We start from the raw sequence: 21,247 nt of genomic DNA, 5'->3' as shown, positions 1-21,247 counted from the left end.
GTGACGGGCGAGGCGTTCTATCTGCTGGCCGGCATCTGGGCGCTGGCGATTCTGGTGGTCTTCATCCAGGCGATCCGGCTGAGCTATCGCATCGAGGCGCGCTCGCCCGATCTGACCAACCGCAGCGGCTACCCGCGCAAGGCGATGATGTTCCACACCATCACCAACACCAATGTGGCGCGGGACGAGGAGACGCAGGCGATGCGGCGGCGCATGAACCGGCTGCTGCTGATCGTTGTCGCCGGCTTCGCGGTGATGGCGGCAGGCATTGGCCTGATCAGACGAATGAACGCGTGACCCTGCTCGAGCATTTCAGCCGCATGGCCGGCAACAATCTCTGGTCGAACGACCGGATCTATCGCGCCGTGCTGCAGCTAAAGCCCGGCGAATTCGAAGCCGAACGCACCAGCTTCTTCCCGTCGATCAAGGCAACGCTCAACCACATCCTTGCGGTCGATCATCTCTATCTCGATTTTCTCGAAGAAGGCGGCGTCGGTGCGGCCGCTTATGACGACTACGTGCCGTTCGATGTGCCGCAGGCGCTGTTTGGCGCCCAGGTCGCAGCAGATCGACGCCTAATCGCCTTTTGCGAGAAGCTCTCGGAGGCGGATCTCGACCGTCAGGTCATCACGGACCGGCGAGAGGACGGCATGATCCCGGAAAAGATCGGCGACATCCTCGGTCATGTCTTCCTGCACGACATCCACCATCGCGGCCAGGTGCACGCGATGCTCTCGGGCAGCTCGGTCGCGCCGCCGCAGCTGGACGAGTTTTTGCTCGATTATGATTTGAAGGTGAGGAAGGAAGAGGTCGAGCGGCTGGGCCTCTGACCTTTATCTGGTGTACTCGTTCCATTCAGGGCCGAGTTTGTCGAAATCGTCAGAAATCCAAATCTTGCCCTTCAGGGCACCTATGCGCGACAACAAGTCTTCTCGAACTGGTGCCACGAGCCGCGCCGCGATCTTGCCGTGACGAGTGATGACTATCTCCTCGCCGGCTTCCGCGCGGCCGACGAGTTCCGATAGTTTGGCCTTTGCTTCGGTTATGGAGACGTTCACGGCTCGACCTCTTGTGATCGGAACTTAGATCAAAGCCGATCGAGCCGCAAACGAGCTTACGGTTTTCACGCCGCCTTGCCATCGACCTTGATCACGCCGCGCTTGATCTGGTCCTGCTCGATCGACTCGAACAGCGCGCGGAAATTGCCTTCGCCAAAACCTTCGTCGCCCTTCCTCTGGATGAATTCGAAGAAGATCGGGCCGATCACGGTTTTGGAGAATATCTGCAGCAGGATCTTGGTCATGCCGCCGTCGACCACGCCTTCGCCGTCGATCAGGATGCCGTGCTTCTTCATCCGCTCGATCGGCTCGTCATGCCCGTTCACCCTGTTGTACGACATGTCGTAGTAGGTCTCCGGCGGACCGGGCATGAACTTCAGCCCGTTGTCGGCAAGCTTGTCGGTGGCGGCGTAGATGTCGTCGGTGCCGACGGCGATATGCTGGATGCCTTCGCCATTGTACTTCTTCAGGTATTCGGCGATCTGGCTGGTGTCGTCCTTGGATTCATTTAGCGGAATGCGGATCTTGCCGCAGGGCGAGGTGATGGCGCGGCTGACCAGGCCGGTGATCTTGCCGTCGATGTCGAAGAAATGGATCTGCTTGAAGCCGAACAGCTCGCGATAAAAGTCCCACCATTTGTCCATCTGGCCGCGATAGACATTGTGGGTGAGGTGGTCGAGGAAATAGAAGCCGACGCCTTGGGGCCGCGGGTCGCGTTCGCCCAGCCACTCGAACTCGGCATCATAGGCCGAGCCCTTCTTGCCATAGGCTTCGATGAAATAGAGCAGTGAGCCGCCAATGCCGACAATGGCCGGCACGTCGAGCGCCTTGTCGTTGCCGTCGTAGGGCGTGGCGCCTTTCGATACCGCATGCTCGAACGCATGCTTTGCATCGACCACGCGCCAGGCCATCGAGGCGGCGCAGGGGCCGTGCTTGTCGACGAATTTCATCGCATGCGAACCCGGCTCGGCATTGACGACATAGTTGATGTCGCCCTGGCGCCAGACGGTGATGTCCTTCGTGCGGTGCTTGGCCACCGCGACATAGCCCATGCGGGTGAACAGTTCGGCTAGCTTCTGCGGCTCCGCATGCGCGAACTCGACGAACTCGAAACCGTCGGTGCCGGCGGGGTTTTCCTTGCTGATCTTTGCGGGCGGGGCGTCGTGCGGGAAGGGACCCATGGCATTCCTCCAAACGGACGGTGGCCGCATCGGACCACGAGATGACGCATGATAGTGCGAAGCGACCGCACGGTGCTTGCATTCAAACGCTTGAAATGATCATCTCGTGCGTAATTCATGCATGATTGGAGATGAATCGATGAATGAAGCGCGCATCGATCAATTTGACCGCAAGATAATGGCTCTCTTGCAGGGCGACGCGCGGCTCACCAACAACGATCTCTCGGAGCGCGTGAACCTGTCGGCATCGCAATGCTCACGCCGCCGCCAGCGGCTGGAGGAAGACGGCTACATCAAGGGCTATCGCGCCGTGCTCGACCGCGACAAGCTCGGCTTCTCGCTGGTCAACGTCATCTCGGTGACGCTCGCCACCCATAACCGCGACAATGCCAGGCGCTTCGGCGAGCTGCTGGCGCGGCTGCCGGAGGTGCAGGAGGCGCACGCGCTGACCGGCGAGATGGATTATATCTTGAAGGTGGTGACGCCCGATCTGAAATCATTGTCGGAATTCGTCAACGGTGTGCTCCTGCCGCACGACTCCGTGCAGCATGTGAAGACGGCGATCGTGTTGGAGACGCTGAAGGAGACCGGCGCGCTGCCGATCTAGTTTGAGAGAGTTTCAGTTGATACGTCGGCGGGACAGCACCCCTCTCTGGCCTGCCGGCCATCTCCCCCGCAAGGAGGAGATCAGCAGCTTTGTCCAGCGCTCATCCTGCAACGTCGGCGATTGGCGAAGAGCGAAGGCGACATCCGATCTCCCCCCTTGCGGGGGAGATGTCCGGCAGGACAGAGGGGGGTGTGAGGGATCGCCAGCGCCTCAGGATGATCACCCCTTGGACTGCTGAATCAGCCCGTAGAGATTGGTGCAGCGCGCTCCAGACCGGCAATAAGCAAACACCGGTCCCTCAAGCGCGTCGAGCGCTTCGGCCTGGTCCTCGACATTCTCGGCCGTGATCTGGCCGCTGATCACCGGGATGTAGCGGAAGGCCAGCCCCGCGGCTTCGACCGCCGCCTTGACGCTGTCGGCCGAAGGCTGGTCGGGCTGCTCGTCATCCGGCCGGTTGCAGATCACGCTCTTGAAACCGGCTTCCTTGATGGCGGCGGCATCTTCGGGCTGGATCTGGCCCGAGACCGAATAGTCCTCGCTGATTTCGCGATATTCCATGGCTCTCATCCTCGCAATCTGGTTTGGCGCGAAGTCTTGCCACTCTCACACGAGGTCGGCAATCCGCGCCGGAAAGAAATCCCTCGGCGCAGATAGACATTTGCGGCCCCAGATCCAACCCAGGCTCAAGAGGTTTCGCGCTGTTGGCCTTGCCCGGAGGCGGCAGCGACTCTAAACAGGCGCACCGACAAACGAAGGAACCATCCCATGAGCATTCGTCGCATCGATGTTGGCCCGCGCATGAGCCAGATCGTCATCCACGGCAACACCGTCTATCTCGCCGGCCAGGTCGGAACGCCCGGCGCCAGCGTTGGCGAACAGACCAGGTCGATCCTCGCATCTATCGACGAACTGCTGGCCAAGGCCGGCACCGACAAGACCAAGATCCTGCAGGCGATCATCTGGCTGGCCGATATGGGCACCTTCGCCGAGATGAACAAGGAATGGGACAAGTGGGTCCCGCAAGGCAACACGCCCGCCCGCGCCACGGGTGAGGCCAAGCTTGCAGGGCCGGAATACACTGTCGAGATTATCGTTACGGCGGCGATTTAAAGTGCAGCCTTCTACCTCCCCCTTGTGGGGAGGTCGGACCGAAGGTCCGGGCGGGGGGCTGGCGCCGACCCCCACCCCGCTGCTTCGCAGCGACCCTCCCCACAAGGGGGAGGGTAAAGGAGCTACCCCTGCGAAGGCCTGAACCGCGCCACCAGCGTGTGGCTCTCCGCGGCATAAGTGAACCTCACCTGCGTCACCGGGTGCTCGGCGCTCCAGGTTCGGCGCTCGACCACCAGGCAGGGCGCGCCGGTTGCGATGTCGAGCGCTTCGGCAATATGTCTGTCGGCCGCGACCGCGCGGATACGGTGCTCTGCCTCGCTCCATGGCACGCGGCCGATCAGCCAAGGGCCGGGGGCGATGTCGAGAAACTCCTCCTCGGCGGCTTCCGCGACGGCGGCGAGATTGATCAGCCGCTGTTCGTGCGCGAATGGCCGCTTGCCGGCGAAATGCCGGCATTCAAGCGCCAGCACCTGTCCGGCTGCGTCCAGTTCCAGCAAGGCGCGATCCTCGGCGCTGCTGCGCCTTTTCTGCCGCGCCAAGCGCTCGTAACGATAAGCCAGGCCAAGCGACTCAACCTCGATCCTGATGTCGTGGATTTCCAGCACCGCGGCCTGCGACTGCGGCTGGCGGACAAAGCTGCCCGAACGGCGGCGGCGCTCTATCAGCCCGGCCTTGGCCAGTTGCGACAGCGCCTTGTTCACTGTCATGCGCGAGCAATTGTATTCGGCCGTCAACTCGTGCTCGAACGGGATGCGGTGACCCGGCGCCCAGGCGCCGGACATTATTTTCTCGCTGATGTCGGACAGGATGCGCTGGTGCAGCGAACCGCCGCCTTCCACCGCCGCTGTCTCTGATATGCTCATGCCGAAAGCGCCGTCATCACATGGCGAAAGCGCTCGGCGATCGTCTCACGCGCTGCATGCCGGCCGCCGCTGACTTGTTTTTTTCCGTGCACCCAGACGCAATCGACCTTGCCGCCATTGGCAAAGATCCAGGCGTCGAGGATCGCATCGCCACTTTTTCCGGCCAGCGAAGGATGGTTTTCGTCGAGTGAGACGAAATCGGCTGCGGCACCGGCGGCGATCCGCGACGGGCCGGCGCCGAGTGCAGTGCTGCCGCCATCGCGGGCCGCGTCGAACAGAGCCCGCCCGGTCGAGCCGCCGGCCACCGCCAGCACATTGCGGGCGCGGTGTGCGAGGCGCTGCGAATATTCGAGCTGGCGCAATTCATCCGGCAGGCCGATCAGCACGTTGGAATCCGAGCCGACGCCGAAGCGGCCGCCATGTTCGATGAACAGAGGTGCTGAAAAGGTGCCGTCGCCGAGATTGGCCTCGGTGATCGGGCAAAGCCCGGCAATGGCGCCGCTTCTGGCCATGCCGGTTGTCTCATCCTCGGTCATGTGGGTGGCGTGGATCAGGCACCAACGCTTGTCGATCCCGGCATTGGCGAGCAGCCATTCGACCGGTCGCGCACCCGACCACGCCAGGCAATCCTCGACCTCCTTCACCTGCTCGGCGACGTGGATGTGGATCGGTCCGTCCGGCGCAATGGCGGCAACAGCGCTGAGTTCCTCCGGCGTCGCGGCGCGCAGGCTGTGCGGGGCGACGCCAACGACAGCCTGATTCAACGCACGAACCGATTCGCGGCTTTTCTCAAGCAAGCGTTCGAACCGATTCACATTGTTGATGAATCGCCGCTGGCCTTCGTTGGGCGCAGCGCCGCTGAAGGACGAATGGGCATAAAACACCGGCAGCAGCGTCAGGCCGATCCCGGTTTCGCCGGCGGCCGCGGCAATACGTTCGGCCATCTCGGCAAGGTTGGCATAGGGTTTTCCGTCGCGATCGTGGTGGAGATAATGAAATTCGCCGACGCGCGAGAATCCGGCCTCCAGCATTTCGACATAAAGCTGGGCGGCGACCGCCTCGACCTGGTCCGGCGTCATCGACAGCGCGAAGCGGTACATCACCTCGCGCCAGCTCCAGAAGCTGTCGGCGGAGGGACCGCGCAGTTCGGCAAGCCCGGCCATGCCGCGCTGGAAGGCGTGGCTGTGCAGGTTCGGCATGCCGGGCACCAGAATGGCGTGGCGTTCGTCACCGCTCCGCGGTGAAGAACCTGGCTCCACCTTCGCGATCTGACCGCCGCTCAGCGAGATCCGCACCTTGTCATGCCAGCCATCGGCCAGCAGCACCTGTTCCGCAAAGATCGCCGTCACGTTTTTCTCCGCATTCCATCAACAATGCACTTGCAGCGCGTTTCAATATGTATATACATAATCGCCATCCAAGCAACGGAAAAAGATGATGGCGGCACAAGACAAAAGCCGGGCAGGGGGCCTTCAGCTTTGGCGTAATGCGCGCCTGGCGACCATGGCCGAAGGCGTTGCCGGACTGGGCATTGTCGACAAGGGCGCGATCATCGCCCGTGACGGCGTCATCGTCTATGCCGGTCCGGAAGCCGAGATGCCGTCAGCGTTGGCTCAGGGCGGCGAGACTACCGATTGCGAAGGCCGCTGGATTACGCCCGGCCTGATCGACTGCCACACCCATCTCATCCATGCCGGCAACCGTGCCAACGAGTTCGAGATGCGGCTGGCCGGCGCCAGCTATGAGGAAGTCGCCCGTGCCGGCGGCGGCATCGTCTCCTCGGTCAAATCCCTGCGTGCCGCGAGCGAAGACGAACTGGTTGCGCAGACTCTCCCGCGCCTTGACGCGCTGATGGCCGAGGGCGTCACCACGGTAGAGGTAAAGTCGGGTTACGGGCTCGATCTCGGAAATGAACGGAAGTCGCTTCGCGCCGCGCGGCAACTGGACAAGCAACGCCCGGTCACGGTCCGCACCACCTTCCTCGGCGCGCATGCGCTGCCGCCGGAAGCAAAAGGCGACAAGGACGCTTTTGTCGATCTCGTCGCCAACACCATCCTCCCCGCAATCGCCGCCGAGGGCCTGGCTGACGCCGTAGACGGCTTTTGCGAGGGCATTGCCTTTTCGCCGGAACAGATTGCCCGCGTCTTCGACAAGGCCAAGGCGCTTGGCCTGCCGGTCAAACTCCATGCCGACCAGCTGTCCAATTTGCATGGCGCCGAACTCGCCGCCCGTTATGGTGCGCTGTCGGCAGACCATCTCGAATACACCGATGAAGCAGGTGCCGCAGCCATGGCCAAGGCCGGCACCGTGGCGACGATCCTACCCGGCGCCTACTATTTCATCCGCGAAACCAGGAAGCCGCCGATCGGCCTGTTTCGCCAGCACGGCGTCAAGATGGCGGTCGCCACCGACAACAATCCCGGGACGTCGCCGCTGACCTCGCTGCTTCTGACCATGAACATGGCGGCGACGCTTTTCGGCCTGACCGTCGAGGAGTGCCTGGCCGGCACCACTCGCGAGGCTGCCCGTGCGCTGGGATTGCTCGGCCAGACCGGCACGCTTGAAGCAGGGAAATCCGCCGACCTGGCGATCTGGGACATCGAGCGTCCGGCCGAACTCGTCTACCGCATGGGCTTCAACCCGCTCCATGCCCGCATCTGGAGAGGACAATGACCGAACTTAACCTGAAGCCCGGCAATGCATCGCTGGCCGACTGGCGCACCATCTATCGTGGCGCCGTGCCGAAGCTCGACGCTGCCTGCCGTCCGAAGATCAAGGCCAGCGCCGAGGCTGTCGCCCGTATTGTCGCCAAGGGTGAGCCGGTCTATGGCATCAACACCGGCTTCGGCAAACTGGCCAGCGTCCGCATTCCGGCCGCCGATTTGGAAACCCTGCAACGCAACATCGTTTTGTCGCATGCCGCCGGCGTCGGCGAGCCGATGCCGGTCGCTGTGGTTCGGTTGATGATGGCGCTGAAGCTGGCCAGCCTGGCGCAGGGCGCGTCGGGCGTGCGGCCGCAAACCATCGAATTGCTGGAAGCGATGCTGGTCAACGACGTCATCCCCGTCGTGCCGGCGCAGGGCTCGGTCGGCGCCTCCGGAGATCTCGCGCCGCTGTCGCACATGACGGCGGTGATGATCGGCGTCGGCGAATGCTTTACACCGCATGGCCGCTTCCCGGCCAAGGTCGCTTTCGTCTCGCACGGCCTGGAGCCGGTGACGCTTGGCGCCAAGGAAGGCCTGGCGCTGCTCAACGGCACGCAGTTCTCCACCGCCTATGCGTTGGCCGCTCTCTTCGAGGCCGAAGTGCTTTACCAGTCGGCGCTGGTCGCCGGGGCGCTGTCGACCGACGCCGCCAAGGGCTCGGATGCACCCTTCGATCCGCGCATCCATCTCCTCAGAAAACACCCGGGCCAGATCGAGACGGCGGCAGCGCTGCGCAATCTGATGTCCGGCAGCGCCATCCGTGAATCGCACCGCGTCGGCGATGAGCGCGTGCAGGATCCGTACTGCCTGCGCTGCCAGCCGCAGGTGATGGGTGCTGCACTCAGCGTGCTGCGCCAGGCTGCCGATACGCTCGGCACCGAGGCCAATGGCGTCACCGACAATCCGCTGATCTTCGCCGAGGACGATACTGCGCTTTCAGGCGGCAATTTCCACGCCGAGCCGGTGGCTTTCGCCGCCGACATGATCGCGCTCGCCGTCTGCGAGATCGGCTCGCTGTCGGAACGCCGCATCGCCATGCTGGTGGACCCGGCGCTGTCCGGCATGCCGGCATTCCTGACGCCGAAGCCCGGCCTGAACTCCGGCTTCATGATCCCGCAGGTGACGGCGGCGGCACTCGTTTCCGAAAACAAGCAGAAGGCCTATCCCGCGAGCGTCGATTCCATCCCGACCTCGGCCAACCAGGAAGACCACGTCTCGATGGCCGCACATGGCGCGCGCCGGCTGATCGGCATGGTCGAGAATGCGACAGCCGTCATCGGCATCGAACTCTTGGCCGCCGCGCAGGGCTGCGATTTCCATGCACCGCTGGCGTCGAGCGCGGCCCTTGAAGCCGTTCGCAAACTGGTCCGCGCAGAAGTGCCGCATCTCGACAACGACCGACATTTCCATCCCGATATGGAAAAGGCCATCGCCATGGTGCGCAGCGGCGCTGCCATCAAGGCTGCCGGCGCGGTGACACTGCCTTCGATTTCGGGAGTCTGACATGGCCGACTGGCTGACAGTGACGGAAGGCACGGCACCCCTGTTGGTGTCCATCCCGCACACGGGTATCGATCTCGCCGGCATCGACAATCGGCTGGTCTCGCCCTGGCTCGGCCGCCGCGATTGCGACTGGTGGATCGACAATCTCTACGATTTTGCCGCCGGCCTTGGCGCGACTGTCGTGCACACGTCGATCTCGCGCACCGTCATCGACGTCAACCGCGATCCCTCCGGCGCCTCGCTCTATCCCGGGCAGACGACAACGACGCTATGCCCGACCGAGACCTTCGACGGCGATCCGCTGTATCTGCCCGGCGCGGAACCGACGCCGTCGGAGATAGACCAGCGCCGCATAGCGTATTTCGTGCCCTACCATGAAATGCTGGCGGCCCAGGCCGTCAGGCTGCGCGGCCTGCATGAGAAGGTCGTCATTTACGATTGCCACTCGATCCGTTCGGTGCTGCCGCGGCTGTTCTATGGCACGCTGCCGGTGTTCAATCTCGGCACCAATGACGGCCAGACCGCGGACCCAATGCTTCAGGCGCTGGTCGGCCAGATCATGGCCGAAAGCGGTGAAAGCAATGTCATCAACGGTCGTTTCAAGGGCGGCTGGATCACCCGCTATTTCGGCAATCCGCAAGCCGGCTACCATGCGCTGCAGATGGAACTTGCCGATCGCGGCTATTTGCGCGAGCCCGAGGGCAAGGGCGAACCGGACAATTGGCCGGTGCCTTATGATGCCGAGTTCGCCGCGCCGATGCGCGCCACACTGACGAAAATCCTCCAATCCGCCATTGACTGGGCCGGGCGCTGAGACGCCGCCTTACTCCAAAGGGACAATGATGAACAATCCTCGCCACAACATCCGCGAAGTGCGCGCGCCCCGCGGCGACAAGCTCAACGCCAAATACTGGACGACCGAAGCGCCGCTGCGCATGCTGATGAACAACCTCGATCCCGATGTCGCCGAAAACCCCAATGAGCTCGTCGTCTATGGCGGCATCGGCCGGGCCGCGCGCACCTGGAACGATTTCGACAGCATCGTCGCCTCGTTGAAGACCCTCAATGAAGACGAGACGCTGCTGGTCCAGTCCGGCAAGCCGGTCGGCGTCTTCCGGACGCACACCGATGCGCCGCGCGTGCTGATCGCCAACTCCAACATCGTGCCGCATTGGGCGACCTGGGACAAATTCAACGAACTCGATAAAAAAGGCCTGATGATGTACGGCCAGATGACGGCCGGCTCCTGGATCTATATCGGCACGCAAGGCATCGTGCAGGGCACCTACGAGACCTTCGTCGAGGCCGGCCGCCAGCACTACAATGGCAACCTTACGGGCAAATGGATCCTGACCGGCGGCCTCGGCGGCATGGGCGGCGCCCAGCCGCTTGCCGCCGTCATGGCCGGCGCCTGCTGCCTCGCCATCGAATGCAATCCGGACTCGATCGATTTCCGGCTGCGCACCCGCTATGTCGACGAGAAGGCCGAGACGCTCGACGAAGCGATGGAAATGATCGAGCGCTGGACCAAGGCCGGCGAGGCGAAGTCGGTCGGCCTGCTCGGCAATGCGGCCGACATCGTGCCGGAAATGTTCAAGCGGGGCATCCGCCCCGACATGGTCACCGACCAGACCTCGGCGCATGACCCGATTAACGGCTATCTGCCCAAGGGCTGGACGATGGCTGAGTGGCGCGAGAAGCGCGTCTCCGATCCCAAGGCTGTCGAGAAGGCCGCCCGCGCATCAATGCGCGAGCATGTCGAGGCGATGGTCGCGTTCTGGAATGCCGGCGTGCCGACGCTCGACTATGGCAACAACATCCGCCAGGTCGCCAAGGACGAAGGCTTCGAGAACGCCTTTGCTTTCCCGGGTTTCGTGCCGGCCTATATAAGGCCGCTGTTCTGCCGTGGCATCGGCCCGTTCCGCTGGGCTGCTCTTTCGGGCGATCCCGAGGATATCTACAAGACGGACGCCAAGGTGCGCGAACTCACCCCCGGCAACACCCATCTGCACAACTGGCTGGACATGGCACGTGAGCGCATCGCCTTTCAGGGCCTGCCGGCGCGCATCTGCTGGGTCGGCCTCGGCGACCGCCACAGGCTGGGGCTCGCCTTCAACGAGATGGTGGCCAGGGGCGAACTCAAGGCGCCCGTCGTCATCGGCCGCGACCACCTCGATTCCGGCTCGGTGGCTTCGCCCAACCGCGAGACGGAAGCGATGAAGGACGGCTCCGACGCCGTCTCCGACTGGCCGCTGCTCAATGCGTTGCTCAACACCGCGTCGGGCGCAACCTGGGTGTCGCTGCATCATGGCGGTGGCGTCGGCATGGGCTTCTCGCAGCATGCCGGCATGGTCATCGTCGCCGACGGCACGCCGGACGCCGCAAGGCGCCTGCAGCGCGTGTTGTGGAACGATCCGGCGACAGGCGTCATGCGCCACGCCGATGCCGGCTACGACATCGCCATCGAGTGCGCGAAGGAGCACCAGCTCAATCTGCCCGGTATTTTAGGCTGATTGGCTTAAATGATGCGCATCCTACGGGCCGCCGACTACCGGGTCATGCCGTGGAAGAATGGCGGCGGCACGACCACCGAGATCGCCGTCTCGCCGGACGGCGCCGGCCTGGACGATTTCGACTGGCGCGTTTCGATGGCGCGAGTCGAGGATAGCGGGCCGTTCTCGGGCTTTGCCGGCGTCGACCGCACGCTGGCCGTGCTGGAAGGCGAGGGCATCGTCCTCGACATTGCTGGCCGGCGGCCGGCCGAAGTGACGGCGGCTTCCGCCCCGCTGTCCTTCCCGGCCGATGTGCCGACCACGGCCGCGCTGATCTCCGGTCCGATCACCGACCTCAACGTCATGACCCGCCGCGGGCGGGCAACGCACTCGGTCCAGCGTCTGATAGTTTCGGTTCCGACCGATATCCGGCCGACCAGCGCTATGACCCTGATCCTGCCGTTCGACGGTGAGGTCGGCGTGACCGGCGCGACATCGTCGCGCCTTGGACCTCGCGACACGCTGTTGCTCGGACCGCAGGCCGCGAAACTGCGGCTTGAACCGGTGCGGCCGACGACCGTGTTCGTCATCCGGATAGCCAGGGCCAGCCGCACCGCCAGCACAACGATTAACGCCTGTTGCCAAACATGATCGCACGCCGGAGAAATCTGGCGTAAGCTGTTGTCTGGATCACGAAAAAGCCCGAATCCTTCCGTCGTTCCAAGGCGGACGGGAGGGCAGGGGTGCTCGTCCTTAAGTTGTCGAAAGCCCCACTTAAAATGTCGAAGGGATAACGCCTCTGGCGTGGTGCGAAGCAAAACTTTCGGCCAGTGTAATCATGCAACCAATTGCATTTGAATCGGTTTTAGGGACATTGCCGTGGCGGTGGCGCCGCATCGCGTCCCCCATGCGGAATTTTCAATGAATATCCAGACAAATCCTGCCCATATCGAAAAGTCCAGCGCCGGCTTCCCGGTCATCACCGAAGAGCCGATACGCTCCAATTTCCTGCCCGAAGAGCGGCTGCGCGCGCTGGGCGAAAGCCTTGCCAAGGGCGACATCAAGGACCTGTTCGGCCTGACGCCGTTCGATTTCCAGGCCCGCATCCGCGACAGCGCCAAGAAAATCCTCGAAGTCTACCGCTCGACCAATGCCGCCCAGGCCAAGGGCGAAACCATCACGCCTGCCGCGCAATGGCTGCTCGACAACAATTATCTCGTTGAGGAGACCATTTTTCAGGTGAAGCGCGACCTGCCGCGCCGTTTCTACCGGCAGTTGCCGACCCTGGAAGTGGCCGATCGCGCCGCGGTGCCGCGCGCGCTGGCCTTGGCCTGGAGCTATGTCGCCCATTCCGACAGTTCGGTTTCGGCGACCATGTTCAAATCCATCGTCGAGGGTTTTCAGTCGGTCGAGCCGCTCAAGATCGGCGAGCTCTGGGCGCTGCCGTCGCTGCTGCGCTTCGTTTTGATCGAGAATCTGCGCCGCATCGCCGTGCGCGTCGACCGCACCAGGCAGATGCGCCATATCGCCAACGAGGTCGCCGACCGCGTGCTGGCGACCGACGACAATGCAGACCGCCGGAAGATCCTGTCGGGCTACGGCGCGCATGCGCAGGACACCACCTTCGCCACCCAGTTGCTCTACCGCCTGCGCGACGGCTCGCAGAATGCCGGCAGGGCGCTGGAATGGCTGGAGGTCGAGCTCGAGAAAACCGGCTCCGACGCCGAGGAAATCATCATTTCCGAGCATCGCACGCTGTCCAGCGGCAATGTCACCACCGGCAACATCATCCGCGGCCTGCGCCTCATCAACGACGTCGACTGGACGGTGTGGTTCGAGGGCGTCAGCCGCATCGACACGCTGTTGCGCGAGCGCACCGATTTCGCCGCGCTCGATTTCTTTTCGCGCGACCAGTACCGCACGTCGATCGAGCAACTGGCGCGCCGCTCCGAGCTGTCCGAATTCCGTGTCGCCGAAAAGGCCATCGAGCTGGCCAGCCATGTTCCCGGGGTCACCGATGCCTCGGGCGTGCCGGATGCATCAGCCGATCCGGCCATGCATACCGATGTCGGCTTCTTCCTGGTCGGCCCGCGCCGGCCGGATCTGGAAAAGGCGATCGGCTATCGGCCGCCCTTCCATGTGACCTTCAAGCGCGCCTTCACCGCCACGGGCTGGCTCGGCATCGTTGTGCCGGTCTTCCTGCTGACGGTGCTACTGCTGGTTGTCTCCGGCAATGCGCTTGCCCATCTCGGCCTGTCGGTGGAATCCATCACGCTGATGCTGGCGCTGTTTGCGGTGCCTGCCAGCGAAGGCGCGCTCGCCTTCTTCAACACCGTTGTTTCACTGTTCCTGAAGCCGACGCGGCTCGTCGGCTATGATTACAAGCACGGCATTCCAGCGGCATCACGGACCTTGGTCGTGGTGCCGTCGCTGATCGGCTCGCGCGATGATGTCGAGGAAAACATCCGCAACATCGAGGTGCATCACCTCGCCAACACGGCCGAAGAAATCCATTTCGCGCTGCTGTCCGACTGGCCGGATTCCAAGACCGAGATCGACGCCGCCGACATCGAGATCCTGCAATATGCGCGCGACGAGATCGCCAGGCTCAATGCCCGTTATCCCTCGGAAGGCGCGCCGCGTTTCTATATCCTGCATCGCCGCCGGCTCTACAACCAGGCGCAGGGCGCCTGGATGGGCTGGGAGCGCAAGCGCGGCAAGCTGCATGAGCTGAACCTTCTCTTGCGCGGCGACAGCGACACCACCTTCCTGCCGCTCGACGTGCCGCTGCCGGAAAAGGTCGTCTATGTCATGACGCTCGACGCCGACACGCGCACCACGCGCGACGCCGTGTCGTCACTGGTTGGCAAGCTCGCCCATCCGCTCAACCGCCCGCATTTCGACGCGACAAAGCGCGTCGTCACCGCCGGCTACACCATCCTGCAGCCGCGCATCACAGCCTCGCTCACCAGCGGCGACGACGCTTCCTTCTTCCAGCGCGTCTTCTCGTCCAACAGCGGTCTCGATCCTTACGTCTTTGCCGTTTCGGACCTCTACCAGGACGTCTTCAGCGACGGCTCCTTCACCGGCAAGGGCCTTTATCACGTCGACGCTTTCGAGGCGGCGCTGCAGGGCCGCATCGAGGAAAACACCGTCCTCAGCCACGATCTGCTCGAAGGTGCGCTGGCGCGCGCAGCACTTGTCACCGATGTCGAACTGGTCGAGGACTATCCTACCCGCTACTCGGTCGACGCCTCGCGCCACCACCGCTGGGCGCGCGGCGACTGGCAGCTGCTGCGCTTCATCTTCTCGCCGCGTTCCGGCGTGCCGGCGCTGTCGCGCTGGAAGATGGTCGACAATCTGCGCCGCTCGCTCACCCCGATCTTCTGGGTGATGGCGGCGATCGCCGGCTGGACGCTGCTGCCCTTCACGCAGGCCGCGCAGTGGCAGGCGCTGCTGATCCTGTCGCTGTTCATGGCGCCGACCTTCGATGTCGTCAACGCCATCCTGCCCAAGAGCGGCGACCAGACGCCGCGCGGCCATTTCTCCGCACTGGCGCACGACACCGTCTTCGGCACGGCCCTTGTGGCGCTGAAAGTGCTGTTGATGGCGCACAATGCCTGGATGATGGGCGACGCCATCGTGCGCACGCTCTACCGCCTGTTCGTCAGCCGCCAGAACCTGCTGGAATGGCGCACCGCGTCGCAGGCGCACAAGGGCGGCGACAACGATATCGGCTCCTATTACAGCATGATGTATGGCGCCGTGATCATCGGCGTCGTCGGTCTCGCTATCCCCGTGCTGGCCGATTCCACCGGTGCCTTCGTCGCCTTCTTCTTCGCTCTGTTCTGGATCGGTTCGCCGGCGGTTGCCTGCTGGATCAGCCGCTCGGCCGAGACCGAGGACCGCCTGCGCATATCGCAAGCCGACATCCACGCGCTGCGCACCGTGGCGCGCCGCACCTGGCATTATTTCGAAACCTTCGTCACGGCCGAGCACCACAATCTGCCGCCCGACAATTTCCAGGAAAGCCCGGCGCCGGTTGTGGCGCCGCGGACGTCGCCGACCAATATCGGCGTCTACCTGCTGTCGGTGGTGTCGGCACGCGATTTCGGCTGGATTGCGCTCTCCGACGCCATCACTCGCATCGACGCCACGATGACGACCATCGAGAGCATGCCGCGCAACCGCGGCCACCTCTTCAACTGGTACGACACCACGACGCTCAAGCCGCTCTATCCGCTCTACATCTCGGCCGTCGACAGCGGCAATCTGGCCGGACATCTGGTCGCGGTGGCGGCGGCCTGTGCCGAGTGGGCGGAAGCCCCGTCCGTTCACCTGCAGGGCGATTTCGAAGGCGTCCTCGACACGGTGAGTATCCTCGACGAGAGCCTCGAGGAATTGCCTGACGACCGCCGGCAACTGCGGCCGTTGCGCCAGCGTCTGGCCGATCGCCTCGATGGCATGCGGCGCGCCGTCATGACCATCAAGGCGCAGCCGGAGATGGCCTCGATCCGCACCATTAACCTGGCCGTGCTTGCCGGCGAGATCCGCAAGCTCGCCACCGCCATCCACACCGAGGCCGGATCGCAGCGCAGCGACATTATCGCCGACTGGGCGGCACGGCTGGAAGCGACCTGCGAGGCGCATGTGCATGACTCGCACAGCGACGAAAACGCCGTCGAAGCCTTGCGCGCCAAGCTGCTGGCGCTGCGCGAACGCTGCCGCCGCTATGCCTTCGAGATGGATTTCTCTTTCCTGATGCGTCAGGAGCGCAAACTGCTCTCGATCGGCTACCGGGTCGAGGAGCACCAGCTCGATGAGAGCTGCTACGATCTGCTCGCCTCCGAGGCGCGGCTGACCAGCCTGTTCGCCATCGCCAAGGGTGACCTGCCGACGGAGCATTGGTTCCGGCTTGGAAGGCCGATCGTCGAGATCGGCTTCCAGGGTGCGCTGATGTCCTGGTCGGGCTCGATGTTCGAGTATCTGATGCCGCCACTGGTGATGAAGGAACCGCAGGGCTCGATCCTCAACCAGACCAGCAAGCTGATCATCAAGCGTCAGATCCAGTACGCGCGTTCGAAGAACGTGCCCTGGGGCATTTCGGAAGCGGCCTACAATGCCCGCGACCGCGAACTGACCTACCAGTATACCAATTTCGGCGTGCCCGGACTTGGCCTCAAGCGCGGCCTTGGCCAGAACACGGTGATCGCCCCTTACGCCACGATCCTCGCGGCGCAGTTCACACCGCGCGAATCCGTCCAGAATCTGGCTAGGCTGCGCTCCATCGGCGCTCTCGGCCGGCATGGCTTTTACGACGCCGTCGACTTCACGCCGCAGCGCGTGCCGGAAGGCACCGACCACGCTGTTGTCCTGAACTACATGGCGCATCACTCCGGCATGTCGATCGCCGCCGTTGCCGACGCCATCTTCGAGGGCCGGCTGCGCGACCGCTTCCACAGCGATCCGGTGATCGAGTCTGCCGAACTCCTGCTGCAGGAGAGGGCGCCGCGCGACATCCCGACCGCCACGGTCAGGACCGAAGCCGACGAGCGCTCGAAGGACGAGACCGAGGTCGAGAGCCCGGATTCGCGCATCGTCCTCGACCCGCTGAGGGCGTTGCGCGCCACCAGCGTCATGTCCAATGGCCGCTACTCCGTCATGGTCTCGGCCACCGGTTCCGGTTACAGCCGCTGGGGCGAACTCGCCGTCACCCGTTGGCAGCCCGACCCGACCGAAGACCGGCTCGGCTCCTACATCTTCCTGCGCGACGCCGGCAGCGGCGACTGGTGGTCGGCCACCGCGGAGCCGAAGCAGGCGACCGGCGAGAGAGTGCAGACGCTGTTTTCCGACGACAAGGCGAGCTTCGTCAAAACAGTGGGCTCGCTTCGTTCGGAGGTCGAATGCATCGTCATCTCGGAAGGCAATGGCGAGGGACGGCGCGTCACGCTCTACAACGACGGCGCCACTGACCGGCATATCGAGGTGACCTCCTTTGCCGAGCTGGTGCTGGGCAACGAAGCCTCCGACAATGCCCATCCTGCGTTCTCGAAAATGTTTATCGAGACCGAGATCGCTGCCAATAACGGCGCCATCTTTGCCACCAGGCGCAAGCGCGAGAAGAACGAGCCTGACGTCACCATGGTGCATTTCGTCACCGATCCGTCCGGGTCGGCGCGCGATGCCGAGGCCGAAACCGACCGCCGTGCCTTCATCGGCCGTGGCCGTACCATCGCGGAAGCGGCGGCCTTCGATCCCGGCGCCAAGCTTGGCGGTCACCACGGCTTCACCCTCGATCCGGTAGCGGCCCTGCGCCGCCAGGTGCGGGTGCCGGCCAACAAGAAGATATCGCTGACCTTCTGGACCGCCGTCGGCGCCAACCGCGCCGAACTGGACGAGGCCATCGCCAGGCTCGACCATCCCGAAAGTTTTGCTCGCCAGGCGATGCTTGCCTGGACGCGTTCGCAGGTGCAGACCCGCCATCTTGGTCTCAGCCTGACCGACGCCGCCAACGTGCAGAAGCTGGCGCGCTTCCTGATCTATCCCGATCCGTTCCTACGCCTGCCCGGCGAATCCATCGCTTCGGGGCTGGGCAAGCAGTCCAGCCTGTGGCCGACCAGCATTTCGGGCGATTTCCCGATCTTCCTGGTCCGCATCGGCGACGTGGCCGACCTCGAAATTGTAGCCCAGGCGCTGCGCTTCCAGGAGTATATGCGCGCCCGCGGCATGATGATCGACTTCGTGGTCGTCAACGAGCAGGCATCGTCCTATGTCCAGGACCTGCAGCGCGCGGTCGAGACGCTGTGCGAAAACAGCCGCCTGCGCGGCAAGGAACTCGGGCCGCGCCAGCACATCTTCGCCGTGCGCCGCGACCTGATGGACGAGGCGACGTACAAGACGCTGCTGGCGGTTGCCCGCGTGGTTCTGCACACGCGCAACGGCACCATCTTCGACCAGATCGAACGCGCCGAGGCGGCAGCCTTGCAAGCACGCGATGCCCTGCAGCCGGTGGCCCCCGCGTCGCTGCGCGAGCCGTCTCTGCCGGTGCCGGCGGCGCCTGCATACCATGCCGCGTCCGACAGCAGCGCCGACGGCAGCGGCCTCAGCCAATGGAACGGCTTTGGCGGTTTCGAGGGCGACGGCCGCCACTATGTCACCCGCCTTGCCGGGCGGCGCTCGACGCCGCAGCCCTGGATCAACGTCGTCTCGAACGCCTCGTTCGGATTCCATGTCTCGGCCGAAGGCGCTGCCTTCACCTGGAGCCGCAACAGCCGCGATTACCAGCTGACGCCATGGTCGAACGATCCGGTCACCAACCGGCCGGGCGAGGGCATCTACATCTACGATCAGGCCAGCGGCAAGGCATTCTCGCCGCTGGCTGCCGTGGTCCGCGATCCCTCGATGACCTATGAGACATGGCACGGCCAGGGCTTCTCCACCTTCCGGTCCAAACGCGGCCCGCTGTCGATGGATCTGACGCACGTCGTCGATCCCGTCGATCCAGTGAAGATCACGCGGCTGCGCATCCAGAACTCAGGCTCGGGGCCGGCGCGGCTGCGCGTCTATGCCTATGCCGAATGGGTTCTCGGCAGCCATCGCTCGAGCACTGCTGCGACCATCATCCCGTCCAGGGATCCAGCGACCGGCGCGCTTCTGGCGCAAAACCCCTACGGTCTCGATTTCGGCGACCGGGTGGCCTTCCTGGCCGCCACCGGTCCGGTGCATTCGGTGACAGCCGATCGTGGCGAGTTCATCGGCAGGCACGGCACCAGCGCCTTCCCGCACACTGTCGTCAGCGGCGCCGGCCTGTCGGGCCGCGTCGAGGCCGGCGACGATCCGTGCGCAGCTGTCGCCAGCGACATCGACATCCCTGCCGGCGGCGACGTCACGCTGGTCTGGCTGCTTGGCGACGCCGCTACGTCAGCCGAAGCGAGCGCGTTGGTGCAGACCCATTCGGGCAAGGATTTCGACCAGCGGCTGGCCGATAATGAACGCGTCTGGCGCGGCTTCCTCGACACCATCCAGGTCGAGACGCCCGACAAGGCGCTCGACGCCATGGTCAATCACTGGCTGCCCTATCAGAGCCTGGCCTGCCGCATCCGCGCCCGCTCGGCCTTTTATCAGGCAAGCGGCGCCTTCGGCTTCCGCGACCAGCTACAGGACACGCTGGCCCTGCTTGCGCATGATCCGAAACTGGCGCGCGACCAGATCCTCAATGCGGCGCGCCGGCAGTTCCCCGAAGGCGACGTCCAGCATTGGTGGTTGCCGCGCACCGACGCCGGCGTGCGCACCATGATCTCCGACGATGTGGTCTGGCTGGCGCATGCCACCAATCGCTACATCGAGGTGACCGGCGATACAGGGATCCTGAAGGAGCAGCTGCCTTTCATCGACGGGCAGGTGTTGGGCGAGGGCGAGCACGACGCCTTCTTCACGCCGGAAATCTCCAAGACGAGCGCTTCGCTTTACGACCATTGCGCGCGCGCGCTCGACCTTGCGGTCAAGCGCAGCAGCCCGGCCGGGCTGCCGCTGATCCTCGGCGGCGACTGGAACGACGGCATGAACCGCGTCGGCGAAGCCGGCAAGGGGGAGAGTGTCTGGCTCGGCTGGTTCCTTTTGAAGACGCTGGGCGACTTTACCACCGTGGCCAAGGGGCAGGGCGACACCAAGCGGGCGCAGGCCTGGACAAAACACGCCGATGTGCTGAAGCGGGCGCTGGAAAGCACCGCCTGGGACGGCCAGTGGTATCGCCGCGGCAGCTACGATGACGGCACGCCGCTTGGCTCGCACAATTCGGACGAGTGCAAGATCGACTCCATCGCGCAGTCGTGGAGCGTGCTCTCCGGCGAGGGCGACCCCGCGCGCTCGACCACGGCGATGCAGCAGGCGACGAACCTGCTGGTCGACGACAAGCTCAAGATCGTCAAACTGTTTACCCCGGCCTTCCAGAACACGAGAAAGGACCCTGGTTACATCAAGAGTTATCCGCCGGGCGTGCGCGAGAACGGCGGCCAGTACACCCATGCGGCGACCTGGTTCGTGATCGCGCTCGCCGAAATGGGCCGCACCGACGATGCCTATCGCTGCTTCTCGATGCTGAACCCGGTCAACCATGCGCTCGACGATGCATCGGCCGAGCATTATCGCGTCGAGCCGTACGTCGTCGCCGCCGACATCTATTCCGGTGAGGACAAGGGCGGTCGCGGCGGCTGGACCTGGTATACGGGCTCAGCGGGATGGCTCTACCGTGCTGCGGTCGAAGGCATTCTGGGCATTGAGCGGCGGGGCAAGCAGATCACGTTCCGGCCGAAACTGCCCAGCCATTGGGACGGCTATTCTGCCACGCTGAAGATGCTGGGGTCGGAGATCAAGGTTCGCGTCATCCGCGACAAAAAGGCCAAATCCATCTCGCTCGAAGTCAATGGAACCAAGACAAAATCTTCCGGTTTTCAGCCGAAAGCCGGCGACAAGACCGAGGTGGTCGTCAAGATACCCTCGTAAAATCAAAGGCTTCAGGTTATTGACGCGCGCCTTTCGAGGCGCGCGTTTTCTACTTCGGCATGCTCCTGGCGCAGAACGGCGTGCCTTCCCGATAACGGCGGTCCAAGCGTGCAGTGACTAAAAATGTGGCAGGGCCAGCTGCTGCCATGATTTTGCCGCAAGACTGACATTTCACCTTTTATCTCAAACCGTTAGGTGATCACGGCAGATTTCGCAACGTCGTCATC

15 protein-coding genes are annotated in these 21,247 nt (G+C 63.9%); 10 read left to right on the top strand and 5 right to left on the bottom strand.

Features of this window, described 5'->3' with window-relative positions:
* Positions 1-297 (top strand): hypothetical protein, encoded by a 297-nt coding sequence (locus NKH54_RS14350; protein ID WP_353028434.1) that lies wholly within the window; start codon positions 1-3, stop codon positions 295-297.
* Positions 294-830, top strand: a complete 537-nt coding sequence (locus tag NKH54_RS14345) for a DinB family protein (protein ID WP_353028433.1) — start codon at positions 294-296, stop codon at positions 828-830. Before NKH54_RS14350 ends, NKH54_RS14345 begins: the two co-directional genes overlap by 4 nt.
* 3 nt (positions 831-833) lie before the next feature.
* On the opposite strand, the gene NKH54_RS14340 is transcribed toward NKH54_RS14345, so the two are convergent.
* The gene (locus NKH54_RS14340) at positions 834-1,058 is read right to left on the bottom strand and encodes a type II toxin-antitoxin system Phd/YefM family antitoxin (protein ID WP_023702307.1); all 225 of its coding nucleotides are present in this window, start codon (positions 1,056-1,058) and stop codon (positions 834-836) included.
* A gap of 65 nt (positions 1,059-1,123) precedes the next feature.
* Positions 1,124-2,239 carry a 4-hydroxyphenylpyruvate dioxygenase gene (hppD, locus tag NKH54_RS14335; protein WP_023694412.1) on the bottom strand — a complete coding sequence of 372 codons (1,116 nt, stop codon included), beginning with the start codon at positions 2,237-2,239 and terminating at the stop codon, positions 1,124-1,126.
* 139 nt (positions 2,240-2,378) lie between these two features.
* Here hppD and NKH54_RS14330 point away from each other — a divergent pair, with 139 nt between their 5' ends.
* Complete coding sequence (locus NKH54_RS14330) at positions 2,379-2,846, top strand: Lrp/AsnC family transcriptional regulator (protein WP_023698021.1); 468 nt, start codon at positions 2,379-2,381, stop codon at positions 2,844-2,846.
* 219 nt (positions 2,847-3,065) lie between these two features.
* Here the strand turns inward: NKH54_RS14330 and NKH54_RS14325 are convergent, their stop codons facing one another.
* A complete protein-coding gene (locus NKH54_RS14325) occupies positions 3,066-3,404 on the bottom strand; it encodes a protein tyrosine phosphatase family protein (protein ID WP_023672907.1) in 339 nt (112 codons plus the stop codon).
* Positions 3,405-3,611: 207 nt separating this feature from the next.
* Between NKH54_RS14325 and NKH54_RS14320 the strand changes: the two genes are divergently transcribed.
* Positions 3,612-3,956, top strand: a complete 345-nt coding sequence (locus tag NKH54_RS14320) for a RidA family protein (RefSeq protein WP_023672906.1) — start codon at positions 3,612-3,614, stop codon at positions 3,954-3,956.
* 122 nt (positions 3,957-4,078) lie between these two features.
* On the opposite strand, the gene hutC is transcribed toward NKH54_RS14320, so the two are convergent.
* Together hutC and NKH54_RS14310 are read right to left on the bottom strand one after the other, a co-directional pair.
* Positions 4,079-4,819: a histidine utilization transcriptional repressor HutC gene (hutC, locus tag NKH54_RS14315; RefSeq protein ID WP_023724862.1), complete on the bottom strand. Its 741-nt coding sequence runs from the start codon at positions 4,817-4,819 to the stop codon at positions 4,079-4,081.
* Positions 4,816-6,168 (bottom strand): formimidoylglutamate deiminase, encoded by a 1,353-nt coding sequence (locus tag NKH54_RS14310; RefSeq protein ID WP_023734214.1) that lies wholly within the window; start codon positions 6,166-6,168, stop codon positions 4,816-4,818. The genes hutC and NKH54_RS14310 overlap by 4 nt, the downstream gene beginning before the upstream one ends.
* Before the next feature lie 88 nt (positions 6,169-6,256).
* Here NKH54_RS14310 and hutI point away from each other — a divergent pair, with 88 nt between their 5' ends.
* The 6 genes from hutI (at position 6,257) to NKH54_RS14280 (ending at position 21,020) form a co-directional block, all read left to right on the top strand.
* On the top strand, positions 6,257-7,492 hold the full coding sequence (gene hutI / locus NKH54_RS14305; RefSeq protein WP_353028432.1) for an imidazolonepropionase: 1,236 nt from the start codon (positions 6,257-6,259) through the stop codon (positions 7,490-7,492).
* The gene (hutH, locus tag NKH54_RS14300; RefSeq protein ID WP_023739266.1) at positions 7,489-9,027 is read left to right on the top strand and encodes a histidine ammonia-lyase; all 1,539 of its coding nucleotides are present in this window, start codon (positions 7,489-7,491) and stop codon (positions 9,025-9,027) included. The genes hutI and hutH overlap by 4 nt, the downstream gene beginning before the upstream one ends.
* Position 9,028: 1 nt before the next feature.
* Positions 9,029-9,841, top strand: a complete 813-nt coding sequence (gene hutG / locus NKH54_RS14295; protein ID WP_023743653.1) for an N-formylglutamate deformylase — start codon at positions 9,029-9,031, stop codon at positions 9,839-9,841.
* A gap of 28 nt (positions 9,842-9,869) precedes the next feature.
* Positions 9,870-11,540, top strand: a complete 1,671-nt coding sequence (hutU, locus tag NKH54_RS14290; protein WP_023705777.1) for a urocanate hydratase — start codon at positions 9,870-9,872, stop codon at positions 11,538-11,540.
* Between the two features lie 12 nt (positions 11,541-11,552).
* Positions 11,553-12,170 (top strand): HutD/Ves family protein, encoded by a 618-nt coding sequence (locus tag NKH54_RS14285; RefSeq protein WP_353028543.1) that lies wholly within the window; start codon positions 11,553-11,555, stop codon positions 12,168-12,170.
* A gap of 270 nt (positions 12,171-12,440) precedes the next feature.
* Entirely contained in the window at positions 12,441-21,020 is an 8,580-nt protein-coding gene (locus tag NKH54_RS14280; RefSeq protein ID WP_353028431.1) for a glycoside hydrolase family 94 protein, read from the top strand.
* The last annotated feature ends 227 nt before the right edge of the window (positions 21,021-21,247 follow it).

It is taken from the genome of Mesorhizobium sp. M1004 (assembly GCF_040318795.1).
In the GTDB taxonomy this organism is placed as follows: domain Bacteria; phylum Pseudomonadota; class Alphaproteobacteria; order Rhizobiales; family Rhizobiaceae; genus Mesorhizobium.
This window is presented reverse-complemented; position numbering and strand designations above follow the sequence as displayed.